At 44.7% G+C, this 19787-nt stretch carries 15 protein-coding genes; all 15 read right to left on the minus strand.

The window, feature by feature from the left end; all coding sequences use genetic code 11:
* Positions 1-4 precede the first annotated feature (4 nt).
* On the minus strand, positions 5-505 hold the full coding sequence (locus MHH50_RS28725; protein ID WP_036678457.1) for a flagellar protein FlgN: 501 nt from the start codon (positions 503-505) through the stop codon (positions 5-7).
* Between the two features lie 12 nt (positions 506-517).
* Positions 518-805: a flagellar biosynthesis anti-sigma factor FlgM gene (flgM, locus tag MHH50_RS28730; protein WP_036678454.1), complete on the minus strand. Its 288-nt coding sequence runs from the start codon at positions 803-805 to the stop codon at positions 518-520.
* Between the two features lie 103 nt (positions 806-908).
* The gene (locus tag MHH50_RS28735) at positions 909-1319 is read right to left on the minus strand and encodes a TIGR03826 family flagellar region protein (protein ID WP_076124340.1); all 411 of its coding nucleotides are present in this window, start codon (positions 1317-1319) and stop codon (positions 909-911) included.
* A 169-nt stretch (positions 1320-1488) separates the two neighbouring features.
* Entirely contained in the window at positions 1489-2343 is an 855-nt protein-coding gene (locus MHH50_RS28740) for a ComF family protein (RefSeq protein ID WP_256716000.1), read from the minus strand.
* Positions 2340-3290: a helicase-related protein gene (locus MHH50_RS28745; protein WP_340033765.1), complete on the minus strand. Its 951-nt coding sequence runs from the start codon at positions 3288-3290 to the stop codon at positions 2340-2342. Before MHH50_RS28745 ends, MHH50_RS28740 begins: the two co-directional genes overlap by 4 nt.
* Positions 3291-3681: 391 nt before the next feature.
* Positions 3682-4350, minus strand: coding sequence for a hypothetical protein (locus MHH50_RS28750; protein WP_340033766.1), 669 nt, complete (start codon positions 4348-4350; stop codon positions 3682-3684).
* Between the two features lie 138 nt (positions 4351-4488).
* Positions 4489-4932 carry a glycosyltransferase family A protein gene (locus MHH50_RS28755; protein ID WP_076123908.1) on the minus strand — a complete coding sequence of 148 codons (444 nt, stop codon included), beginning with the start codon at positions 4930-4932 and terminating at the stop codon, positions 4489-4491.
* A 135-nt stretch (positions 4933-5067) separates the two neighbouring features.
* A complete protein-coding gene (locus tag MHH50_RS28760) occupies positions 5068-5790 on the minus strand; it encodes a response regulator transcription factor (RefSeq protein WP_036681509.1) in 723 nt (240 codons plus the stop codon).
* Between the two features lie 4 nt (positions 5791-5794).
* Positions 5795-6955 (minus strand): sensor histidine kinase, encoded by a 1161-nt coding sequence (locus tag MHH50_RS28765; protein ID WP_076309999.1) that lies wholly within the window; start codon positions 6953-6955, stop codon positions 5795-5797.
* A 57-nt stretch (positions 6956-7012) separates the two neighbouring features.
* On the minus strand, positions 7013-9745 hold the full coding sequence (locus tag MHH50_RS28770) for a stalk domain-containing protein (protein WP_081386181.1): 2733 nt from the start codon (positions 9743-9745) through the stop codon (positions 7013-7015).
* Between the two features lie 215 nt (positions 9746-9960).
* Positions 9961-13995: an Ig-like domain-containing protein gene (locus MHH50_RS28775; RefSeq protein WP_076305779.1), complete on the minus strand. Its 4035-nt coding sequence runs from the start codon at positions 13993-13995 to the stop codon at positions 9961-9963.
* 200 nt (positions 13996-14195) lie between these two features.
* Positions 14196-15398: a methionine adenosyltransferase gene (gene metK / locus MHH50_RS28780; protein ID WP_036681514.1), complete on the minus strand. Its 1203-nt coding sequence runs from the start codon at positions 15396-15398 to the stop codon at positions 14196-14198.
* A gap of 339 nt (positions 15399-15737) precedes the next feature.
* Positions 15738-16007, minus strand: coding sequence for an alpha/beta-type small acid-soluble spore protein (locus MHH50_RS28785; protein ID WP_036681516.1), 270 nt, complete (start codon positions 16005-16007; stop codon positions 15738-15740).
* A gap of 153 nt (positions 16008-16160) precedes the next feature.
* Positions 16161-16700 carry a hypothetical protein gene (locus MHH50_RS28790; RefSeq protein WP_076220753.1) on the minus strand — a complete coding sequence of 180 codons (540 nt, stop codon included), beginning with the start codon at positions 16698-16700 and terminating at the stop codon, positions 16161-16163.
* Positions 16701-16794: 94 nt separating this feature from the next.
* Positions 16795-19593, minus strand: coding sequence for an Ig-like domain-containing protein (locus MHH50_RS28795; RefSeq protein WP_076309998.1), 2799 nt, complete (start codon positions 19591-19593; stop codon positions 16795-16797).
* Positions 19594-19787: the final 194 nt, after the last annotated feature.

Consider the following 19787-nt stretch of genomic DNA (forward strand, 5'->3'; position numbering starts at 1 on the left):
AATTCTAACCTCGTGCATCAAAAATCCCCGACCGATTTACGTTATTGCCTTTGTCGGACGGACGATGATAAGTGATATCCTGATTTGGTCTTCCGACCAACAGATCCAAAGAATAATCTATAAATGTAAGCGACTGCTCTATCAGCTTCTGATTTAGGTCATTGGCTTCTTTCAGGCGATGCAAAGTGCCCGAAAGCTTCTGCTGAATATGCAGCAGTCGTGCCTTGTCTTCAGGGTCAAATATAAGCCTGGACAGCTCCGTTAGGTTCAGGTTCAGGTTGGAACGAATACCCACACCTTGCAAAACGGTATATGCGGCTAATATTCGCTCTTCCTCGAGCTGCCCAATTACCTTCATTAGCTTGGATTCACGGTTAAGGATGTCGATTAACGCATCCACCTTGTTATCCATAATTGTCTGTTTCTTCTCAGCGGCCAGATCCAGCATTTGAACATGCACTCCATCTAGCCGCTCCAATAGTTCTATTAATGTCGTCAATGCCATGGATGTTTTCACCTAATTCTCGGAGGATTGCTTAAAGTAAGGGGCGAGTTTCTCTGCTAGCTTAGATGCATCAACTTGATAGGTACCTGCGGAGACCTGCTGCTTTAGATTGTCGATCTTAAGTGCGCGTTCTGGATCATTCTTGCCAGTGTTTTGTGCTTGCAAGAGTTGAATCGCTTCATCAGAGATCGAAACCTCATCCTTGCGTGTGCTTTTCTTCATTTGTTCCTGCCTTTGCGCTTCCGCGCTGCGTTGATACGGATTAATCGCGTTAATTCGTCCGGTCTCGTTAATTTTCATAACTTCCACCTTCCTTCTAATATAAAAAAGCCGATAATCTTTACTAAGTTTATCGGCGTAGACTGAAACATTCTTTATAGCTGCAAACGTTTTTTTGCAGATTTTATAGGTCACGCAGCTTATCTATGGCACGATATGCACCATCAGATGTCTTTTTAGTAGTATCCTCAGCAGAATTTTCCTTGACAGCATTCGTGAGATCTTTCCTGAGCCGGCTACGACAGCTGTCACACATATGACCATCCCGAATCAGTGTACCACACACTTCGCAAGGGTACATCATATTGGGTGCATTAGCTATAGAAATCCGGCCTTCTCGAATAAAGCGGGTAATCTCTTTAATAGAAATCCCCGTAGCATCGGAGAGCTCCTGAATGTTGGTTCCTTTGTTTTCCCGTAAATAATTCACGCAGATCTCATATTCATGCTCCAGCTCTTTGATACAGGCCGAGCACAACCCCATAAGATTCTTGACAAACAACCGGCCGCACCTTGGACAATTGTCTAGATTCATAACAAGCAGCCGCTCCTCTCCGTACATTCTGTGCAATGCATAATATTCTTATGCTCCTAGATTACATGATTGCAAGGAATTCGTCTATGGGACAGAAGAAACGCTACCAACCGCAACTAATCCTTAATGGAATGGATATAGCTGTTCACAATCATGCATTTTTCGCGTTTTAGGAACGCGCCCAGGTTAGGCTATAGATTTCTGCAACATAATCATAGTTAGAAACCATTTGTTTTAGAATTTCGGCACAAGCACGAATCGTGCTTCCGGTTGTATAGATATCATCAACAATAATAATTCGAATAGGACGGCTTATAGGTGAGTTATCTTTCAGCCAATCCTTAAATAGTGTGGAGACTGCCGGATTTGCTCCAAAAGCATTCTTCATATCTGCCAATCGCTCCGCACGTCCTTTAAAGCTCTGCTTACCTGTATGATGCGTACGAATTAGTAGTGGTAGCTGTGGAATCTTTCTATGCCGAGATAGGACATCGGCCAATCTTTCCGCTTGATTAAAGCCCCGTTCAAGAAACCTGGAATCACTGACAGGTACCGGAACTAATAAATCAGCTGACCAAAGGCTGTTTTTTATGTACCTTTTATGTTGAATAAGATGAAAAAAAAATGCTTTCTGAGATAAAAGAGCCCCCTGCTGCTTTTCCTCCTTTAGGGTTAAATATGCCCTATCCAGCATGAGTCCAAGCAGAGGGGCATATCGTTCATTCCCGCGATATTTATATTGACCGAGCCATTCTCTCATCTCATTAGTGTAGGCTACCGCACTCCGGTTACATACAATGGGTGAGGGCTCAGCGCTGCGAGTGCAGTCTGGACAGCCTACATGCCGCCCACATATCAAGCAACGTGGAGCGCGTATCCAAGGAATGGATTCCGCACAATTCTTACAGATACCAGGCAGCTGTGAGGACTGTGGGCTGTGCTTCCCGCAGGTTAGACATTGAGGCACGGAGGGGGTAAGGAGGAAAGACAGAGATTTTCGGAACCTTGTAAGCTTGGTATTCATATAGCCCCACCTTTACGAATATATCCTTGGCGGCGAGCAATGATATTCATAGTACGAATCTGAGCAATCGCTCCACGCTGGGATCGGCTCCACTGAGGGGAGGCAAATACAACATGGCCATCAGGATCATCTTTAGAACGACCAGCACGGCCTGCCATCTGTACCAAAGAGGCTTCGTCAAAAAGACCACTGTCTGCATCCAAAATAAATACGTCACTGCGTGGCACGGTAACTCCCCGTTCCAGGATCGTAGTAGTTACTAACAAAGAGATGATACGGTTGCGAAAAGCAGTCACCTTTTCTGCCCGAAATGAATCCTTGGACGAGGTGCCTTCAATAACCACGCCGGGAAAGCTACGACGAAGTAGGATCAGCAATCCTTCGATATGAGCTATTCGAGACACAAATAGAAAAATTTGTGCTTTTCGCTCCAGTGACTTTTGAAGATTTTGTATAAGCGATCTTGGCAAACTCCCACGCTTCAGACAGGTTAGAACTGAGGGTATACTCAAATGCTGCGGGATAGGCAAGGGATGACCATGGAAGCGGACAGGCACTCTGGCATGTGGAAGCTTGCCTAACCGGACCAAACGCTGCATTTCTTGTGGTGGCGTAGCTGATAAATAGATGAAAGAGCCGTCCACTTTACAGGCTTGTTCAGCGGCATAGGCCAACATAGGATCATTGTGGTAAGGATACGCATCCAGCTCGTCGATGATTACGAGATCATAACCTTGATGGAAGCGCAGGAGCTGATGGGTGGTTGCGAGCGTTAAGCGACCGCTCACCCAGCGATCTGCGCTGCCGCCATAAAGTACGGCGAGAACCTCCGCCGGAAAAGCCCGGGCGAGCCGCGGCGCGAGCTCAAGTACGACGTCGCGGCGCGGCGTCGCTACCAGCGCCCGCCCTCCGGCGGCGAGCACGGCCTCTAGGAGCGGGAAGATCATCTCCGTTTTCCCCGCTCCCGTTACCGCCCAGAGCAGAAACCGCTCTGGGCATGTACTGGCGGAGCGCTTGCGCGCCTCCGCCAGAAAACCCAGCGCAGCGCCAGCGGCTCCCGCCTGCGCTGGGCTCAGCCCCCACCGCCTGCGGCCGCGGCGGGGTCAAGGGCGGCCGTGCACCGCACGGCCGGAAGTGCTGCGCTGCGCAGCAGCAGCGCACAAGCCCGGCTGCGCCCAAGCGCGAGGCAGGCCTCGCAATAGGCGCAGCCCATAAGCCCGCACGCGGCGCATGCCGTGCGGCCGGCGGGCACGCTGCCGCAACGCAGGCAGCGCGAAACCGCGCGGCGAGCGACAGCACCGCGCCGCAATACGTGCGGCAGCTTAGCCGCCGCACGCATCATAACGCCAGCACCCGCAGGGAGCTGGCGGGCCGCGCCCCGTGCGCAGCCGGGGGCGCATTGCCTACGGCGGCTGTAAGCAACAGCCGCTCCTGCAGATACGCCAGTTGTGCCGCCTGGCGCCAGCAACCCCCTAGCTCTGGCAATTCTTCTACCAGCAGCGCTTCTACTTCCGGCTCCAATAAAGAGCGCCCGGCCACAGCCCGCAATAATTGTTCTGAATCCGATTCTAGTAATCCAGATTGAAAATCCTCTTTTTCACACCAATCGTATCTTTCATTCTTCTTATTGTCCTGATCTATTCCGAAACTTGATTCATTAGGCTTCCATATGAATATTCCATCATTCAACCACTGAGCCTCCCACAGTCCCCCTGCCTCTTTCTCCTCTCTCAACTCAGCCTCAAGCATACTATTAATATATTGCCCCCACTCCTTAATCCCCCAGGTGCCCATTGCGCTTCTTTGTTTAAAGTTGTCCCGGAGCTTCACAGCCCAACCTAGCGGCAACGCAGAAGAAAGCAGAACCAAACTATTCGCCGCTAAGGAACTCCCAGCTTTCTTCTCCGGTCTAGCTACAGACCACCACCATCTATCCACGCTAAGATCTAATGAAATTTCAACCCTCCAGCTCCCCCTGCATTCCACAGCATATACAGCGACTTGCATAATAATCCCTCCTACCTCTCGCTTGTACTTAGCAACTCCATATTTGATCCCAAATTCACGACTCCGTCTCCCCAAACGCAAAAAGCACACTCCCCCAGTTCTTGGAGAGTGTGCTTCACCCGTTACTTACATATTTACTTAAGATCTGTTGCGCTTTGATTCGCATCCCCTACTTCCTGCCATCCCCATAAAAGGCAGCGATACAGACTGCCCTGACAGCCGCAAGTCTACTACAATTCCTTCATGCTGCAATTCTTCACTCATCTGAAGAGAGTACATAGATGTTGCAAGATCGATAGAGCAGCCGCTAGCGGCCATTTTGGAAACTATCCCAAGTGTTCCATCGCTCGAACCATCATCCATGAACGTTACTCGCAATCGTTTTCCGGTTAGAAGAGCTTGAAATGTCAGTGCCCGAATGTACCATTCCACAACAGATTCATGATTGCGGGTAATAAAAATATAATGAATCCATTTTCCGGACTGCGGTGTTTTACGCACCTTCTGCCGGTTATGCAACATATGAATCATCACTGCAGCGGATACATAAACAACCGCAATCCATATCAACTGGGCTACCATGGAGATGCACCTCCTCTGTATACCAACACTATATGCCGGCATTAAAAGGTCGGTGACTGCCTAGAACACCCATCAGGGAAGCAAGCTGTGTCTACTTAATTTCTTTCCTATATGTAACGTATTACTGTGAAGCTTCTACAAGGTTACCCAGCCATATTTAATCGAATTAATAACAGCTTGAGTCCGATCATCCACTTCCATTTTTTGCAAAATACTGCTAACATGGTTTTTAACTGTTTTTTCACTAATGAATAAATATTCACCAATCATTTTGTTGCTCTTACCTTCAGCCATTAGACGCAGCACTTCTGCTTCACGACGGGTCAGAGGATTGTTGTCGCCAGCAATAAATTTAACACCAGCTTCCTTCACCACTGTATCTGTAGTTACACCAGTCTCGTTAAGGTAAGTCATACGCCGCAATTGATTGATAAGCTTTCCAGTAACCTTTGGATGGATAAAGGCATGTCCTTCACAGACCGAACGAATGGCATTAATAAGGGATTCAGCCTCCATATCCTTCAATAAATAACCATTGGCGCCCTTACGAAGGGTCTCAAATACATAACTCTCATCATCATGAATGGATAAAATAATTACCTTAACCTCCGGGAACATTTCCCGAAGTTTTTGAGTGGCTTCTACGCCGTTCTCAACAGGCATATTGATGTCCATCAATACGATGTCCGGTTTAGTCCCGTTACAAAACTCTAATACCTGAATACCGTCGCCGCACTCCCCTATGACCTCGATATCCTCCTCCATATTCAAAATGCGTTTCAGCCCTTCACGAAAAAGCTGATGATCATCCGCCAAAAGAACCTTAATGGGCGTTTTACTAGAGTTTAAGTTCTCCATCACACTACTCCTTCCCCTTCTCCACATTCGTCGGAATATGGATCACGATTGTTGTCCCCTGATTCTCGGCTGATACAATTTCCATTCTTCCTTCAAGCAGCTCTACACGTTCCCGCATACCTACTAGCCCGAAGCTTTCCCGATTACCGTGCTGATTTTTTAACTTTTGTACATTAAAGCCTAATCCGTTATCTTTAATCACAATCTTAATTAACTGCGCTTGGTATGTAATCTCCACCAATACGAAGCTTGGGTAGGCATGTTTTGCTGCATTAGACAATGCTTCCTGAACAAGACGATATACCGCCGCCTCCATCGCTGAGGATAGTCGGTGTTCCTGTCCCCGGGTTTCCAGAGTCGTCCGCAGTTTCGTCTTCTCTTCAAAATCATGCACATATTTCCGCAAAGTCGGAATCAAGCCCAAATCATCGAGAGCCATCGGTCGTAAATTAAAAATAACCTTACGCATTTCTTCCAGGCTGTTACGAACCTGCCCTTTTAAATCTACTACTTCGTCCTGCACCAGCCCAAATTCCTGCTTTACCAGCATTCTTTCTACAATTTCCGTCCTAAGGACTAGATTTGCCAGCATTTGAGCGGGACCATCATGAATTTCCCGGGCAATTCTCTTCCGTTCTTCTTCTTGAGCCAGGATAATTTTGAGTCCGATCATCTGTCTGTTCTTCGCAGATTCGACAATTCTCGTCACTTGGCCTAGTTCTCCCGACAAATATTCGAGCACTACGCTCATTTGCGAACCAATTGACTCTGCACGCTCTACAGAATTTTCGACACTGCGCACTCGCATTTGTAATTCATCACGTCTGCTTCGAAGATAGACCTCTCGCTCACGCGTCATCATGAGTTCGAGCTGAAGCTCCGTAGCCTTCTCATAAGCAATACGGATATCCTTCTCTGAGTAGCGGACAAAGTCCCGGCTGACCTCTGTCAGCCGGATTCTGGAGCGGTGATACTGTAGCTCCAGCTTGTCTACCTTTTTCAACGTTTCATCCGTTTCGTCCATGACCCGCTGCAGTTCCTTGTTGAGTGCAGCAAGTTCATCACGTGCAACCTGCAATATTTCAAAAATCTGATACTTGCTGCTCTCCATCACGTCGATGGTATTTTTAATAACGCGATCAATCGCATCGGCTTGAAATTCCACGGATGCTTGCCCCTTTTCTATCGGATCGTATTAAGGTTTTCCTTATATATTAACATATCACGATTCGATAGTTACGGTCTTCGTTTTCTGTTCCCATTTTACAGTTAATCCTAACTGTTCAGAAACCAGTCTCAGAGGTACTAAAGTCCTACCCTGTAAAATAATAGGTGCTACTTCAGCACTTTGTCGCTTACCATTTAACAGGTATTCCTTTTTATTTACCGTCAGATCCAGTGCCTTGGCTCCGCGCAACACCATGATCTTCTTATTCACTTGATCCCAGGTAGCATTCCCTCCAAAAGCATCCAGCACATAACGGATCGGCACATAAGTACTGCCGTCTTTCACAATTGGAGCTACATCAATAGCCTTCTTATTTCCATTTACAGTCATTGCTTTGGAGCCGATGCTCATCGAAGCTGTACCCTTTGGTAACCCTGCATCACTGGAAAGTGAAGGCATTGTGAAGGTGATATTATCAAAAGCAACGGTACCTGTCTTCGCCCTTTCATCTTGACCTTCCTCTACGTTGACTACATAAAGTCTCTTCAGCGTAGCCGGGAATTTAATCCCTGATCCTGACAAGTCGATGTTTATGTTCTTCCAACCGTTCCAATCGATAATCTTCGCAAGATCTACATAGGCTGTAGCTCCACTATTGTCTACAAACTCAGCACGCAGCCAATTTAAGCTCATATCGCCCATCACATCAACTGACATCGAAGTTGCAAGCGCTGGAACGGCTTTTCCACTTGTGCCGTTAAGTTGAGCATAAGCGTACATTTTACCGCTGCCAGCCGTCATATCATAACTGAGTGACAGCACCTTGGAGCCTACTCTTTCAGCCGATCCGTCTACTATCGTTGCAGTCCCCTGTACCGCTGGCACATTGGTAGTAAAGTTGACTGGATAACTTACCTTCTCGAAATCTTCCCATGTTGTAGCTGCTGCTGTCGATAATACAACCGCTGTGCTAAATCCATCATAACGAGCAATAGCGTAACCTGTAGTAACCCCTGCATCCACAGAGTTTACAGTAAGCTTGCCATTTTGCACGACTCCCTTAAAGCCTACAAACTCCCACTTCAGCGCTGAATCTGGAACGCTTATGGTTGCTCCACTCTTCGTAGAGGCCTTTACAGGGACAGATACAGTTGTCCCAGCTGTCAGTGGCGCTGTAGCAGTGCCTACACTCATGCTGGATAGATCATCTCCACCCAAGACTGTAAGGGTTGTAGAAGCGCTTGCTACGCCGCTTTTAGCCGTTAAGGTAACGGTGCCTGGCTTCACTGCCGTTACTTCTCCTGCACTTACAGTTGCGCTTCCTCCGCTTGATGTCCAAGTAGGATTGCCTGCTGCTACATCTATAGGGTTATAGTAAGTGTCATAACCTTTTAACGAATAAGTAGCCTTTTGTCCAACTAATAGCGAAGTGCTTCCGCTAATTTTAATTCCTTTTACTTCACCTTGTGGTGCGTTAGTATAAACACCAAGCGCGTTAACAATGCTGCGCTGCTCTGTGCCATACTCTGTATTAAAGGTTAGTGTGGCTGAGCTTTCACCAAGAGGCCGGTCTACCATCGTTGTAGAGCCCCCTCCGTCTAAGTTAAGCCCTTTCCAGACTCCAATATTGGTCATAAAAGATTGCAGCTCGGTCAATGACATTCCGGAGCTGTTGCCATTTTTTTCAGTAGCTATAATATAAACATAACGTCCATCCTGAGAGTATCCTAAAGCCGTACGTGCACGATAACCGCCAATACTGCTAGTCGAGCGAGAGAACGTTGCTGCTTTTCCGTTATTTACAAGAATCGTATGTCCACCAATCATTGTTTGCAGATTAGCAGGATCTAGCGATTGCTGTGTAGTCTTGGATTTCAGGGAGTACACACTTGTTACCGGTTGTCCTACAGTCAGATGGGCAGTAACATACCGTGCGGCTAAGCCATGGGCCCGCAAAATATAAGCTCCCTTTGGAACCGCTGTAGGAAGCGCAGCATTTTCAGATATTTGAGTAACTACGCCGTTCTCAACGAGCACCTCTGTCGGTGTGGTTGAGCTGTTTTTGGGACGATCGAGTGCGGTCCATACATCCGTATAGATATACATTGCATTAGCATGGCTGTAAGTCGAGCTTCCACCTTCAGGGCTATAAGCACCTTTATTGATACCGGATATCTCAAACTGTGCGCCGTCAGGTGCGGTTATCATTCCTTCAAAGCTGAACTCATCAATAAGAGGCTTGCGGTCCTTAGTCACTGCAAAGGCATACATTCCATCCAATTGCGAAGGGGTGGATACCAATACTCCACTGGATACTTGTCCACCAATCGGAGCGCCTTCCCCGCCTGTATTAAAATAATCTCCGTTTACTGCAGCCACGGCTCCAGTTTCCTTAGCCATCCCGCCAGTACTTTGACGTGTTGTCAGGTTTCCACCTTTACCTGTCATAACATCTAATGAAACATATGGATTGTTGAGGTCAACGCGAATAACATCCGCCAAGCCAGAAGCACTCGCTCCTGAACGTGTAGCCGTATATTTGTATTTCATCATAATGGCGCCCGAAGTAATTACTTCTTCTCCCAGCTTGCTTACTTTAAAATTAGATGTGGCTGCGGCAGCAATTGGTGTGGAATTATGACCAAACACAGCTAAGCCTTCACTGCCAATTACCGGCATAATCCACAACACACCTGCTAATGAAGCGGCAACCCATTTTTTAGTAGATGATAATTTTATTCCCCGAACAACTTCTCTACTCTTCTTCTCCATGAAAACTTCATTCATTTCGACGTAACTCTCCCATCTCTTTTTTACTCTTCAAGTCCGTTATCAAAAGTCTGGAAACTGGTTCCTATTTTTCTAGTACTCTTTTAATAGACTGAAAATAAGCGAAAAAGTTGCGAAATTGAGAGATTTCAAGCTTAATAGAGTCTCGTAACACAAACTATTAACATAAAAAAAAGCCCAGCAGAATGCCAGGCTTTACCAATCTATTTATTCTACAAATAATCTGTTTGCTTCAGCATCCGATGCAACATCACAGCAGCTTGTGCACGAGTGGCATTACCCTGAGGTTGGAACTCACTTGTGGTCATTCCCAAAATAATCCCCGATTGCACAGCTTTAGCTACGAATTCTGCACTTTGATTCTGAATTTTGGACTTATCCTTAAAGCGAGCCAGTGTTGAGGCAGAAGTGCCGCTTAATGTAATAGGATGTTTGGTGTATTCCATTGCCCGAATCATCATGATTGCCATCTGCTCACGAGTGATATTATCGTTAGGCCGGAAGGAGCCATCCGTGTTCCCTGTAATAATACCAGCCTTAGCTGCTGCACCAATATAGTCTCCAGTTTGTGTAGAAGGCTGCACATCCCGGAAGCGCTGTGCGGTCTCTCGATCGCCTAGCAAACCGAGTCCCCGGCTAAGCATTACTGCAAACTCTGCACGGGTAATCTTTTTTTCTGGACTAAATGTAGTCCCATAACTGCTATCGATAATAGTTTTTGCACTAAGCTCTGCTACGATCGAATTACTCCAATGCTTACTCATATCTGAGAAGGCCCGGGTTGATATAAAAGTTCCTAACACCTGATTACCCTCCGTACGAGCACGAATAATCGTATAGCTACCTACCGTACTTACTTTTGTTGGCAGATAGGCTGCATCGTAATAGGAAAGATCCAGTCTAGCAGCAGATGTCTGCGCATTGTTCAATGAAGAAGTTGTACGCACAGTGTATTCTCCAGGTACCGATAATGCCTTAGCATTAGAATAATTGCTGCTTACTATCGCAGTCACCCGGACATCCATAAGACTAGTAACGCTCTGCATCCCCATAGTTTTTAGCTTTTGCTCAAATGGGGAGAACGTACCTGCCGGAACCTTTTCTAAGCGGAACACCAGCGAGATATTTTTACTGTCTGCAATCAAGCTAGTCGCTAGTCCGTTCATATCGATATCGTCTAGTCCTACGCTATATAAGTGATCGCCATAACGTATCATAAATTTTGTGGTTTTACTACGATTTACAGCATCAAGCAAAGGCTTTAAAGGAACAGTCACATAGGCCGATTGTTCTGTAGCAGGCACCTCAAAAGCTAATGTATCACTACTTGCCTTATACAGATATTCATAACTGGCCGTCAGGCGATCTGTGTTTAAGGTATATCTTTTTACAGATTGATTGTATAACGAACGGTCATCCACGATTTGTGAAGAGTCACTCTTCAGCAGTGCGTATTCTTTTCCAAACTCACTTGTTGCAAGCGTCCCTAGATAGGATGGACGATTTCCCGTTCCGGTGCTCACGCCGGTTAGGTTCTTAACAGAGAGAGAAGAGAATGAGGACAGTATATTACCGTTCAAATCCTTGATCGTACCTGAACCTGACATATAGGACAAATCGATAGTTTGCCCGGTCTTTACTACTGAGGATGTTGTTATTTTCAAAATATCCCCTGACAAAGTGTAGTTTTGTACACCCATACTGCTCCCATCTGCTCTAACTCCGAACTGATTAGCGTAGAGGGAACCAGATGCCTGCATGTTTTTACTGAATGTAACCGTAAGCTCGTCGCCATTGATGGTGGCAGAACTAATCTCAGGTATGCTAGTTCCGCTGTTTTCCGAGATGGACACAGGCTGCAGGTTAATATAAGCTGCACGGTTTCCATTTAAATCGCTTATTCCGGTAGTCCCCGGAACATAGGATACAGTAACATTCTGATTCACCGTCAAAGCACTCTGGAGCGTTAGCGTGACCTGTGAGCCACTGACCGATACATTCGTAACATAGTTAGGAGTGGTGCCAACAAGCACAGAGAACTGGCTGTTCATCGGGAGGTTTGTCGTTGACAAGCCTTCATTGTAATTCAGAAGGATTTTATTGCCACCTCCGGTTGCACTTTGGAACACGGGTGGAATTGTATCATTGCTGTTGCGAATGTAGAAATCCGTGAAATCCGCAATATTTTGTCCAAAAGAATTCTGCAAAGGATAAGAGCCTGCATAATAGGAGACACGAACGGTCTGGCCATTAGAAGCATCGCTATTTAACCCTAAATATACAGTGTTCCCGCTGGAGCTTATGGAGTTGACCCCTAGGGATCCCCCATCTGAAGTCACTAGAAACTGACTATGTGCGTAAGAGGAAACTGCCTTTAAGGAGTCATTGAAATTCAACGCTACCGTTCTACCCGTGATCCGTCCATCTTTGGGTGTAGGCATGGAGGACTCGATAGTGTTAGTAACCTGCTTTGAGCTAAAGGTGCTGGCTGCATTTCCGCTTGGATCTTGAATGGTCCGCAGACCCCCTGTATAGCTAACCTTCACATTCTGTCCAACCGCTACCCCTGTACTGAGTACCACATAGGCGCTGTCTCCCTGGATATAGACACTTTCAATTGTACGACTCTCATCATTCACCGTAGCACTAAAACTGGAGATCAACAGTGCAATGGAAGAGTTGAGACTCTCATTGTATTTTAAACGAATGGTCCGATTGTTCTCGAGTGATGCAGATGTGAGCTGTGGAGCTGTTTTGTCCTGAGACAAGGTCCGGAAGCTCCATGAATTTTTTCCGCTTAGTCCATCATAGATAACATTAGCATCAATAGCGTCTACAAAAGCTCCTTTAGCAATATCAATATAAAAGGTTGAGTCGCTATCTAAAGCTGTTTTAGGTGTAATTACATATTCGTTTGCAGCAGTTGTACTCCGGTTAACAGTAACCGGAACCTGTGCGCCGCCACTTTTATAAAGTGCTACGCCATTTTCCACAGCACTGTTATAATTCACATTACGATTGAATGTGACAGAAAATGATCTGTTGTTAGCTATGGATTCACTCCGGTCAGCTGGATTTAGCGCACTTACGTTAAGTCCTGTCAAAGAAGCCGTTGTAAATGTCCAGGTATACGCACCCGAAGCCGGAAATACATTTCCGTCTTGATCGTAAAAAGCTCCCTGCGGTATCGTCACCGTATACTGCGTACTGTTTAGCAAGGGTGATGCTGCTGATGCTGGAAGCAATGTTATAGTTCTGCTGCTTCCTCCTGTAACGGCTGGGGAGTTTACATTAAGCCATCTCGTTCTAGCATCGTTAGCTGCACCTGGAGATACTGTTATGGTTCCAGCTGCAGGCATCATAGGACGATCAAATGTAAGCTGTAGGGCTCCAGTGGTAGATACCCCACCTGATCCGTTTGCCGGTGCAGGAGTCACTGGAATCTCTGCCACACCTTTAGTAGAGAAGCTCCACACATCACCGCTTGAAATCCCGGAATACGTTCGATTATCAACATCCTTAAAAGCATAAGAATCTATAAGAACATAATAGTTACTTCCGGAGGCCAATGTTTTATCCAATGTTAGTTTAACTGTAGTAGAGTTAGCATCAGTCTGAACGTTGACTCTAGTATCATCATCCTTAATTTTGAACTCTTGTACGGTTGCATTATCTGCAGACGACAAAATTCGAATGGAACCTCCACCTTTTATCAGGTTTTTATTTAAGGTTAGACTTAGCTCCTTAAGGGCTCCTGCATCCACTCTTGTATTATTAGCAGGTGAAAAGTTGCCTGCCGTAATCGCTGTATTACTCTCAGGCGCAGTAGTAAATGCCCATGAAGTAACACCTGACTCATTACCATCATTATCCTTGAACAACCCCTTAGGGATTGTCACTGTATAAGTCTTGTTTGAAGTAAACTGTTGATTTAGCTTAAGCTCGTAATCTTTTGAACTACCAATTAGACCATAACTACCAATAGGAATCGTTAAAAAAGGTGAGCTATCACCTTGACCCGTAATAGTAATTTCACCTGACTGCGGGTTTACTTGACGATCAAAGCTCAGTCTAAGGGATGATCCTATACTTACATAACTTGCTCCAGGCGCTGGTGAGACTGTTATACCAAACTCTGATGCAGCGTACACTGCTGAATTCCCTATTCCAATAGCAGGATAACCCGAACCAAGTACTAACTCTCCCGCTAGAATAAGTGCCGTCCATATTGAAATTTTTCTTTTCATTCCGTGATAGACTCCTCTCAAGCCATACTATCGTCTTTATGTATATTCTTATATTTCGGCTAAAAGGCTGGCAAAGTTTAGTAGTCTACTTCTCTATGGTTAGATTCACTAGCCTTGCTCGTTTTCGCACGCAAAATAACCCGCAGAGCTGACACCATGGCCAACTTGCGGGTTAACATATTATAAGACCGTATGATGAATTACAACCCTGCTTGATCTCTTAGCAATTCTGCTTTATCTACGCGTTCCCATGGAAGATCAACATCAGTACGTCCGAAATGACCGTAAGCTGCAGTTTGTCTATAAATCGGTTTACGCAAATCAAGCATAGAAATGATGCCCGCAGGGCGAAGATCAAAGTTGTTGCTGATCAGTTGAACCATTTTCTCTTCACTGATTTTACCTGTTCCGTATGTATCCACATTTATCGAGACAGGAGTAGCTACACCGATGGCATAGGCAAGTTGGATCTCACATTTGTCGGCCAAACCAGCAGCTACAAGATTCTTAGCTACATAACGAGCCGCGTAAGCCGCAGAACGGTCCACTTTAGTTGGATCCTTACCTGAGAATGCTCCGCCGCCATGACGAGCATATCCGCCGTATGTATCGACGATAATTTTACGGCCAGTTAGTCCAGCATCCCCTTGAGGACCCCCAATAACAAAACGTCCGGTTGGGTTAATAAAGTATTTGGTTTCTGCATCAAGCAGTTCCGCAGGAACAACAGGCAAAATAACATGTTCTTTAATATCCGCCTGAATTTGTTCAAGAGAAATTTCCTCTGCATGTTGTGTAGATACTACGATAGCGTCTACGCGTACAGGTTTTTCATCTTGATACTCAATCGTAACTTGTGTTTTACCGTCTGGACGAAGATAGTCCAAGGTTCCGTTCTTACGAACTTCAGATAAACGACGTGCAATACGATGTGATAAAGCAATCGGCAGTGGCATCAGTTCAGGTGTCTCGTTCGTAGCAAACCCAAACATGAGCCCTTGATCGCCTGCACCAATATTAGCAGTTTCTTCAGCTACTTGAGCAGGATCACGGTGTTCTAAAGCAGAGTTAACACCTTGGGCAATATCAGCGGACTGCTCGTTAAGAGAACTCAACACAGCACAAGTATTATAGTCGAAACCATATTTTGCACGTGTGTATCCAATTTCTTTGATGGTATTGCGTACGATGGCAGGAATATCAACATACTCTGATTTGGTACTGATTTCCCCGATCACCAGTACAAGACCTGTTGCTACTGCTACTTCGCAGGCTACACGTGCATTAGGATCATTAACTAAAAATGCATCCAATACCGCGTCGGAAATCTGGTCACAGATTTTATCCGGATGCCCTTCCGTAACGGACTCAGAAGTAAACAAATGACGCCCTTTAATAGACAAGTATAACAACCTCCCATATGGTTAGTCTGACACTGTATAAGGGATTCCTTAATGATAACAGGCCAAATAATAAAACTAAATAATATAAATAATTCAGGTTTGCCTGATTTCTTTTTATGAAGGATTTTTGCAAAATTTGATGCCTACATTCACTAAACTCTTCAAAAAATGAACCTTTTCCATATGGAAAAGGTTTAAGGCTTTCCTCAAAAGTCATATTATCTTATTTAGGGGGTGGTGTCAATTAAACACAGAACCCCCCGTGAGAGTATGAATATTGATTTCACGCTATAAAAAAGCAATATCAGATAAGGAATAAGGGCATCCTAACCCCTGATATTATTGAAAAAGAGACTGTTCAGCTTGCTTAATGAGTCTCTTCGTAATTTCTCCTCCAACAGACCCATTATCCCTTGAACTTAGATGCCCAAGGTACTGACTACGGCCAGAACCACTACCTCCGACTGCTCCTAACTCAGAAGCAAACTCCGTGTCTGCCCCGCCTCCATAATGAGCCCCATATAATCCAAATTCAGCTGCAATTTCATATTGCATTTGTTTCAGCATTGTCCGACTTTCAGGTACGACTGTACGATTATTACGTGCCATGTTACAGCACCTCCTGTGAATTTGTAAGATTACAGGAATATTGTGCGTCCATCACTTAATCTTCAATCGCGCCAATGATTTGTAACTTTGGAAAACAGTTTGAAGGTATGATTACGTCTGTTTACGGGCATTATGAATATATATCATTACACATTATTTCAAGGTATATCCACCACGAACCATCACAACAAGACCAAGTGTTTGACCCTCTTGAACAGTTATTCCACGACCATCACGAGGGAAGGACAATAAGTGGTTAGATGGTGCAGCTAGTCCATTTGTTAGATCTTTACCATCTGTTAAATCTGCCACACCATTCGCATCTTGTGAAACGATTACTGCTTTACCCGCGCGAACGATAAATTCAGCGCCTGCAGAAGCAATTAAAGTTTGGCCAGGCTTCACATCAACAATCACAGATTCATTACTGCTATTTTGACCAGGTGTAGCTACTGGCGCTGTGGTTGCACTAGGCGCAGGTGTAGCAGTCGCTACCGGAGTCGTCACTGTACCACCTGAAAGTGCTTTCTGAATTTGCTGATCTACGTAGCTTTTCGTAACTACAGGATCATCCGTTGTGCCAGGCTGAGAACCAACACCTGCACCTTCAGCAGTAATATTTAGCAGAGATCCAGCCCATAAACCACCAGCCAGCAATACGGCTGCGGTTGTTACTTTCCATACCGGTTTCAAAGAAGTTCCTCCTCATTATTGGGGATAAAAACCTATAAAAAAAGAATAGCCTCCGAAGAGGCTATTCTGTGCTTCGGTAATTCAAAAGCAATGATTATTTACCAGTAACTACAGTACCAGTTGTGATCAAGTTTCCAGCATCATCAGTGATGTTCGCACTAGCATTAACCTTAACTTCGATGGAGTTAACATCGTTAGCGTTGAGGTTTTGTTTACCAGTAGTTCCATCCAATTTGTCGAATGTTACATAGAACTTGCCAGCGTCAGATCCAGCACCAGGAGCGATGCTAGCAGGTTTAACGTTGGATTTGTCTGCGTTTTGGCTAACACCGTTAATCGAGAATTCGAAATCAGCAAGTTGAACTGTAGAAGCCTTAACATCTTCGCTGAATCCGATAACCAATACAGTGTTGTCACCACTAGAAACAGCAGCAGTTGTCAATGTAGGTTTAACGCGGTCTGTAAGTTCGGATTTCTTCTCAACAGCAATAATTCCGTTTCCAGCTTTATCCGCGATACCGAAGACTTGGAATGTATAGTCTTCTGTTTTGGTGATTGTGTTACCAGGGATGTAGACTCTTACAGTTGCTGTTTTAGGAGCAGCTGCATCATCACCTGTACCAATTGAAGTGATTACTGGGTAAGCACCAAGTGGCAATGCTTTGCTGTTCAAAGTATAGCTGTTAACATCAGTTAAAGTAGCTACATTCAAACCACTTGCATCGGAACCAGAATCTTTAACAACTACGTCGTAGTATACATCAGCAATTACAGTACCAGCCGCATCTTTGTCATGCGGAGTAATGCTAACTACTTCTGGTCTTGTTACATCACTAGTATTTGCAGCTTCAATAGCTAGAGCAACTGTTGTTGATGCAAACGGATTAGTTGAGAATGAATCATCTGTAACCAAACCTTGTGGTAGGCGTACAGTGTAGTCTGCACCAGACAAGGAAACAGCGTAAGTCAATGTTTTCTTATCAGCAGACAAGGATCCAGCTCTAACATTCAGTGTTGCAGCTTGTTGACCAGTCTTGTTGTTGATAACAAGAATTTGTCTGTTGTTAGTTCCAGCAGTATCAAGAATTACTTCTTCATTGAACTTAATTACCAAACCTTTGTTGGAATAAGTTGCAGAAGTTACACCAGGAGCACTAGTATCCTTAGTGAATGTAATTGCTTGAGTCGCAGCTGCACTCAAAGTGTTACCAAGAGTGTCACGTACGGATTGACCAAATACGATGGATCCTGTGAATGTGCCAGATGTAGGCAATGCACTCAATGGGGATCTCAATTTGATTGTGTCGCTATCGGAAGAAGTGCTCACATAGAACACACCTTTGCTTTCTCCGTTAGCATCAAGTAAACGAACATTACCTACTAGGGAATCTCTGTTTACCTTTTTGTCGAATTTAACTTCAACATAACGATCGCCGACTGGAGTCACGCTCTTAATTACAGGAGCTGCTACATCGGATACTACAGTAACACTAGTTTTGATTGGGTTAGGGTTCGCAACATTACCTGCGAAGTCAGAAACGTTAGTCAGAGATACATCATAAGTAGTACCGCTATTCAAGTTTCCAGTAGTCAAAACAAATGTGTCATAAGTATCTCTTTGAACAGTTGCAGCCGCACCGTTAACATAAGCGATAATACCCGCTGGTTTAACTGGTTCGCTAAATTTAACATATACTTTGTTAGTAGTTGCTTTAGCAACAGCATTTACAGTAGCTACTGTAGGAGCCACAGTATCAGCAACAGGTACAATGTTAGTGAAAGCTGGAACTACTTCACCACTTGTTGTTTTGATTTTATCGTTAACAACAACAGTGTATTGACCTTTCAAATACTCAAGTCCTGGGAAAGTGATAGTAGCTTCAGTGTTATCAGTGCTGAAAGATACTTCTGCGCCCGCTGCAGTTACAACTGGAGCACCACTAAGTGCAGTTACTTGAACTACATCTTTAATCAATTTTCCATCTTCAGCAACTGTATCTCCATCAACAGCACGGTTGAATTTAACAACCAATTGTTTAGAGTTTGGAGCAGTTACAGAAACAACTTTAGGAGCTTGTAAAGTTACTTTTGCAGTGAAATCTTTTTCTTGGTGTTTAAAGTTGATTGTAGTTTCAACACCTGCTACAAGAGCAGTAGTCAATTCTACAGTTGTAGTAGTTTTATCAGAGAAAGTAACAACTACTTTAGTTGGGCTTACTGCTTCAGCAGAAGCTACAGTCAATTGTGGAACTGTAAGCTTTTGATCAACAGCATAAGCTGTTTCAACTACCAAAGAACGGCTAGCGTTAGCTTTGAAGTTAGTGTCTTTAGCAACCAAACCTGCGTCGATTACTGCTTGAGCGTAACCTTTAGCCCATGCGGATGCAGAGTTATCAGTTGTAGTTGGTTGTTCCAGTTTCAAAGCACGGAACAATACAGCCGATACTTCTTCAACAGTCACTTTACCGTTGTAGTCAAAGATACCTTTAACAGTATCTTTACCTTGCATCAAGTTAGCTGCAGTAACAGCTTCGATGTAAGGAACTGCCCAGTTAGAAGCATTGTAACCTTTGTCTTTGTAAGACAATTTGTTAGTCACTTCTGAAAGATCAAACAATTTAGTAACGATCTTCGCGAATTCAGCGCGAGTAAGATCTTTTTCAAGGTGAGCTTGACCATCTGGGTATCCATTGAGAATACCTTTCGCTGCCAAAGCATCAAATTTTTGTTGCGGAGTTGTTGCTGCGTCACCAAACGCTACAGAGGCAAACATCGAGAATGCCATTGCTGTAGATAATGCTACGGATAAAATTTTCTTCATAACCTTTTTTTCTCCTCCTTGGACGTTCATAAACTGGGATTTTTCTTTAGTTGAGTAGCTCATATCACTCATTAGCCGATGCACCCCCTTTCCAGAGTTGAGCAAATTAAGTATAAATAATGTCTGTGACGGGTATCACAGAAACTGGTAAACGATTTTAGGACATGACAATACTAGATTCCTAATTATACCTAAGTATTATACAATGTGCCTCAAGTCACGTAAAGCTAATTTTTCCATTTGTTGAAATTGGCTTTACCAGCGGT

The organism is Paenibacillus sp. FSL H3-0302 (assembly GCF_037982245.1).
Taxonomy (GTDB): Bacteria; Bacillota; Bacilli; order Paenibacillales; family Paenibacillaceae; genus Paenibacillus_AQ; species Paenibacillus_AQ odorifer.